Below are 4,830 nucleotides of genomic sequence, written 5' to 3' on the forward strand. Positions count from 1 at the left end.
CGGGCGCGCGCGAGCGCATCGCCTCGGTCAAGCTGCTGGGCAAGATGAACGGCGCGGTGGGCAACTACAACGCCCACCTCTCGGCCTGGCCCGATTTCGACTGGGAGGCCTTCAGCCGCAAGGTGGTGGAGACGCCCGAGCCCCTGGGCCTGGGCCTCACCTTCCAGCCCTACAGCATCCAGATCGAGCCGCACGACTACATGGCCGAGCTGTTCGACGCGGTGGCGCGCGCCAACACCATCCTGATCGACCTCGCGCGCGACATCTGGGGCTACGTCAGCGTGGGCTACTTCAAGCAGAAGCTCAAGGCCGGCGAGATCGGGTCCTCGACCATGCCGCACAAGGTCAACCCGATCGACTTCGAGAACGCCGAGGGCAACCTGGGCCTGGCCAACGCGCTGCTGCGCCACCTGAGCGAGAAACTGCCCATCAGCCGCTGGCAGCGCGACCTGACCGACTCCACCGTGCTGCGCAACATGGGGGTGGCCCTGGGCTACGCCGTGCTGGCCTACCACGCGCTGGGCGTGGGCCTGAACAAGCTCGAGCTGAACGAGGAGGCGCTGGCCGCCGACCTCGACGCCTCCTGGGAGGTGCTGGCCGAGCCCATCCAGACGGTGATGCGCCGCTTCGGCGTGCCCGGCGCCTACGAGAAGCTCAAGGAAGTGACACGCGGCAAAACCGTCACCGCCGAGGCCCTGCACGCGCTGATCCGCAGCCTGGAGATTCCCGACGCCGAGAAGGAACGGCTGCTGGCCATGACGCCGGCCAGCTACACCGGCAAGGCGGCCGAACTGGCCCGCCGGTCCTGAACGCCTTGTGGGCTGCCGCCGCCGGGCGGGCCGGCCTCAGGTGGCCGCGTCCAGCGCCCGCTCGCGGTAGCGGTTGAAGCGCCAGGCGTCGCCCTCGATGGTGATGCGCCGCCAGGTGGCGCGCTTCTGGCCGGGCGTCATTTCGGTCCAGCGCTGCACTTCCTCGAACAGGCGGCCGCAGCCCTTGCAGACCTCGTCGCCCTGGCTGGTGGAGCAAATGGCGATGCAGGGCGTGTCCGGCGTGGTGGCGTACCAGGCCAGCCAGGCCTCGCGTGCCTTGGGCGGCAGGGTGTGCTCGTCGGCCTCGGTCTCGCGGAAGAAGACCATCAGGGCGTAGACCTCGGCCAGCGCGCGCGTGGGCGCGGGCAGCGAGACGTTGTCGGGCGAGGGCGAGCGTTCGCGCCACCAGTTGATGGCCGCCTCGATGTCGGTGATGTGGATGCCGGCCATGGGGAGGGCGATCATACGGCGCCCCCACGCGCCGCCGGGCGGCGCCCCCACGCGCCGCCGGGGCGATCAGGCCGCCTTGTTGTTGCGGTTCTGTAGGTACTTGCCCGTGACCACCACCAGCAGCGCGCCCAGGGCGGCCGCGGCGTAGAAGCCCAGGGAGTTGTGCGGCACCCAGGGCTCGATCACCTTGTCCGAGACCAAGGTCTCGGCGCCCACCCAGCCGATCAGCGCCGCGCCCAGGGTCACGATGACGGGGAAGCGCCCCATGATCTTGAGCATCAGCGTGCTGCCGAAAATCACGATGGGGATGGCGATGGCCAGGCCGGCGATCAGCAGCGGCACGTTGCCATTGGCCGCGGCGGCGACGCCGATCACGTTGTCCAGGCTCATCACCAGGTCGGCCACCAGGATGGTGCGGATGGCGGCGAGCAGGCCGCCATCGGTCTTGCCCTCGGATTGTTCGTCGTCGCCGCCGTTGAGCAGCTGCACGCCGATCCACAGCAGCAGCAGGCCGCCCACCACCTGCAGCCAGGGCAGCTGCATGAGCTTGACCGCCACGACGGTCAGCACCACGCGCAGCACCACGGCGGCGGCGGTGCCCCAGAAAATGGCCTGCTTCTGCTGGCGCGGCCCGAGCCCGCGCGCCGCCAGCGCGATCACCACCGCGTTGTCGCCCGAAAGAATGATGTTGATCCAGATGATCTGGCCCAGGCCCAGCCAGAACTGGGGGCTCGACAGCAATTCCATGGTGTGGCTTTCGACGGCCGGCAGCGGCCAAAAAGACGGCGCCCGGGGCGCCACCCCACCAGTGTAGGCATGCTCACCGCCACGCCCCGTGAGGGTTACCGCGTACGCATTTCCACCGGGGGGATGGCTGGCGGACCCGCGGCCGTGCCGCATACAATCCGGGGTTTCGCGGAAGGGGAGTAGCTCCCGGGCGCGTGGCGGCTCCTTCTGGCGCCAAGCCGCGCCGGTCAACGCGTCGTCAGTACGGTGTCCGCTGCGCGGCACCCGGCGCGTTGGGCCCACGGACACGTGGCGCCGGGCAAGACCTTCAGAACCCGTCCCCTCTGGAGCCCCTTTTCACCATGGAATTCATGTCCGCTGCCTGGTGGTCCGCCCTGCTGGCCATCATCCTCATCGACCTCGTGCTCGCCGGCGACAACGCGATCGTGATCGCGCTGGCCGCCCGCAACCTGCCCAAGCAGCACCAGCGCAAGGCCATCATCTGGGGCACGGTGGGGGCCATCGTCGTGCGCTCAGCCATGACGCTGGTGGTGGTGTGGCTGCTGCGCATCCCGGGCCTGATGGCCATCGGTGGCATCGCGCTGATGTGGATCGCCTACAAGCTGATCGCCGAGGACGAGGGCGACGGCGACGAACACGGCCCGGGCGCCACCACCTTCTGGGGCGCCATGAAGACCATCATCATCGCGGACGCGGTGATGGGCATCGACAACGTGCTGGGTGTGGCCGGCGCGGCGCAGGGCGCCTTCGACCTGGTGGTCCTCGGCCTGCTCATCAGCATCCCCATCGTGGTGTTCGGCAGCACGCTGATCCTCAAGCTGGTTGAGAAGTACCCGGCCATCATGTACATCGGCGCGGGCGTGCTGGCCTTCACCGCCGGCAAGATGGTGGTCAACGAGAAGCTGCTGGCGCCCTGGTTCAAGGGCGGCGAGCCCACGCACCTGGCGGCCTACTGGGGCTTCGTGGCGCTCACCATCGTGGTGGTGCTCACGCTGGGCTACCTGCACAACCGCCGCGTCGCGCAGCGCGCCGCGGCCGCCGACCAGGCCTGAGGCGGGCATGCGGCTGATCCTGCGCTGGATGCTGGCGGCCTGCGCGCTGCTGCTGGTGGCCTGGCTGTACGACGGCGTGGAGGTGCGCAGCTTCCCGTCGGCGCTCATCGCCGCCGCGGTGATCGGCCTGTTCTACCTGCTGCTGCGCCCGGTGCTGGTCATCCTGACGCTGCCGGTGACGCTGGTGACCTTCGGGCTGTTCCTGTTCGTCATCAACGCCCTGCTCTTCTGGGCGGCGGCCAGCGTGCTCGACGGCTTCTATGTCGCCGGCTTCTGGGCGGCCCTGCTGGGCTCGCTCATCTACTCGGTGATCATGCTGGTGGTGGACGCCGCCCTGCGCAGCCTGCGCCTGGGTTGAACCACACCGTGGCCTGAGCGCGGCGCGCGCTCAGCGCTTGTCTTCCTCGCGCATCGCTTCGCGCAAACGCTCTTCCACGTCGCGGCGGCGGCTGTCCACGATGGCCAGCTCGATCGGATCCGCGTTGCGCTGCGCGGGCGGCAGGGCCTGGGCGGCCCGCAGACGCTCCAGCGCGCCGTCCCAGTCGAACTGCGCGGCCCGCGCCTCGGCCTCGGCACGCACCGCCCGCAGGGTGTGGCCCTGGGCCTGGTGCGCGCGCGCGAGGATCTGCCAGGCCTGCGCATCGCGCGGGTGGTCCACCACCCATACCTGCAGGCGCGACGCGGCGCGCCCGGCCTCGCCGCTGGCGATGGCCGCCTGCGCGCCCAGCAGCAAGGGCCCGCGCGAGCCAGACGCCAGCGCGCCGTCGCGCAGCTCGGCCAGCAGCGTCGGGTTGGCGGGCATGCCCGGCGACATCAGCAGCTCCAACATCAGGGCGTCGGCCATGCCGCGCGCGTCGCTGCCGGCCACGGCGGTGCGCAGGCGCTGGGCCAGTTCGGTTGCACGCTCGCGCTGGCCCAGCCGCTGCGCGGCCAGGGCGCCGGCGTATAGCTCGCCGGGCCGGGCCGTGGGCGCGAGCGCCGTCTGCACCCAGGCCGACCAGCGCGCGCTGTTGCGCTCGGCCAGCACGCGCGCGCGCGCCGAGGCCAGCGCATGCATCGCGGCCGACGGCAGCCCCATGGAACGCACGGGCGCGTCCGCGCGCGGCCCGACGCCGGCGGCGGCCGACGGCAGGCGCGACTGCATGTCGGCGATGCGCTCGCCCGTGAGCGGGTGGCTGCGCAGGTAGGGAAAGGCGCCGTCGTCGTTCAGGCGCGAGGCCTGCGCCAGCTTGTCGAACATGCTCACGAAGCCCTGGCCGTCGAAGCCCGCGCCGGTGAGCACGCCGAAGCCCACGCGGTCGGCCTCGCGCTCCATGTCGCGCGAGAACTTGAGCGACTGCTGCGCGGCCACGGCCGTGCCGCCGGCGACGGCGGCGCCCGCGGCCTGGGGGTTGGAGCCGGCCGCCAGCGCGCCCAGGACCATGGCGGCGATCATCCAGGGCGCCATGCGCTGCTCGTTGGACATCATCCGCGCGATGTGGCGCTGCGAGACGTGGCTGAGTTCGTGCGCCAGCACCGAGGCCAATTCCTCCGGCCGTTCCGTCACCGCGAGCAGGCCCAGGTTGACACCCAGGTAGCCGCCCGGCAGCGCGAAGGCGTTGACGCTGCGGTCGCGCGAGATCATGAGCTCCCAGGCCAGGCGCTCGGCCAGCTCGGGCGCCACCTCGCCGCGCTGCTTGGCGGCGGCCAGCAGGGGCTGCCACAACAGCTGCAGGTAGTCGACCAGCATGGGGTCGTCGAGGTAATCCGGGTCCCGGTAGATGCTGCGCGCG

General features: G+C 71.1%; 6 protein-coding genes. 3 read left to right on the forward strand and 3 right to left on the reverse strand.

Annotation, left to right across the window (positions count from 1 at the left end; genetic code table 11):
• Nucleotides 1-809: lyase family protein (locus BGO22_RS03835; RefSeq protein ID WP_286849091.1), on the forward strand; the 809-nt coding region annotated here is incomplete at its 5' end.
• Between the two features lie 36 nt (nucleotides 810-845).
• Here the strand turns inward: BGO22_RS03835 and BGO22_RS03840 are convergent.
• Together BGO22_RS03840 and BGO22_RS03845 are read right to left on the reverse strand one after the other, a co-directional pair.
• On the reverse strand, nucleotides 846-1,259 hold the full coding sequence (locus tag BGO22_RS03840) for a DUF3717 domain-containing protein (protein ID WP_286849102.1): 414 nt from the start codon (nucleotides 1,257-1,259) through the stop codon (nucleotides 846-848).
• A 66-nt stretch (nucleotides 1,260-1,325) separates the two neighbouring features.
• Nucleotides 1,326-2,006 carry a TerC family protein gene (locus BGO22_RS03845; RefSeq protein WP_286849094.1) on the reverse strand — a complete coding sequence of 227 codons (681 nt, stop codon included), beginning with the start codon at nucleotides 2,004-2,006 and terminating at the stop codon, nucleotides 1,326-1,328.
• Between the two features lie 341 nt (nucleotides 2,007-2,347).
• Between BGO22_RS03845 and BGO22_RS03850 the strand changes: the two genes are divergently transcribed.
• Both BGO22_RS03850 and BGO22_RS03855 read left to right on the forward strand, forming a co-directional pair.
• On the forward strand, nucleotides 2,348-3,058 hold the full coding sequence (locus BGO22_RS03850) for a TerC family protein (protein ID WP_204743696.1): 711 nt from the start codon (nucleotides 2,348-2,350) through the stop codon (nucleotides 3,056-3,058).
• A gap of 7 nt (nucleotides 3,059-3,065) precedes the next feature.
• Nucleotides 3,066-3,416: a phage holin family protein gene (locus BGO22_RS03855; protein ID WP_070399749.1), complete on the forward strand. Its 351-nt coding sequence runs from the start codon at nucleotides 3,066-3,068 to the stop codon at nucleotides 3,414-3,416.
• A 30-nt stretch (nucleotides 3,417-3,446) separates the two neighbouring features.
• On the opposite strand, the gene BGO22_RS03860 is transcribed toward BGO22_RS03855, so the two are convergent.
• Nucleotides 3,447-4,830 (reverse strand): M48 family metallopeptidase (locus tag BGO22_RS03860; protein ID WP_286849099.1); only part of this gene is annotated, 1,384 nt, incomplete at its 5' end.

Source organism: Hydrogenophaga sp. 70-12, assembly GCF_001897365.1.
GTDB classification, from domain to species: Bacteria; Pseudomonadota; Gammaproteobacteria; order Burkholderiales; family Burkholderiaceae_C; genus Hydrogenophaga; species Hydrogenophaga borbori.

Bases quoted from the DNA above. Each gene is read 5' to 3' on its own strand.
- BGO22_RS03840 (WP_286849102.1), bottom strand. From the start codon at position 1,259: ATGGCCGGCATCCACATCACCGACATCGAGGCGGCCATCAACTGGTGG.
- BGO22_RS03845 (WP_286849094.1), bottom strand. From the start codon at position 2,006: ATGGAATTGCTGTCGAGCCCCCAGTTCTGGCTGGGCCTGGGCCAGATC.
- BGO22_RS03850 (WP_204743696.1), top strand. From the start codon at position 2,348: ATGGAATTCATGTCCGCTGCCTGGTGGTCCGCCCTGCTGGCCATCATC.
- BGO22_RS03855 (WP_070399749.1), top strand. From the start codon at position 3,066: ATGCGGCTGATCCTGCGCTGGATGCTGGCGGCCTGCGCGCTGCTGCTG.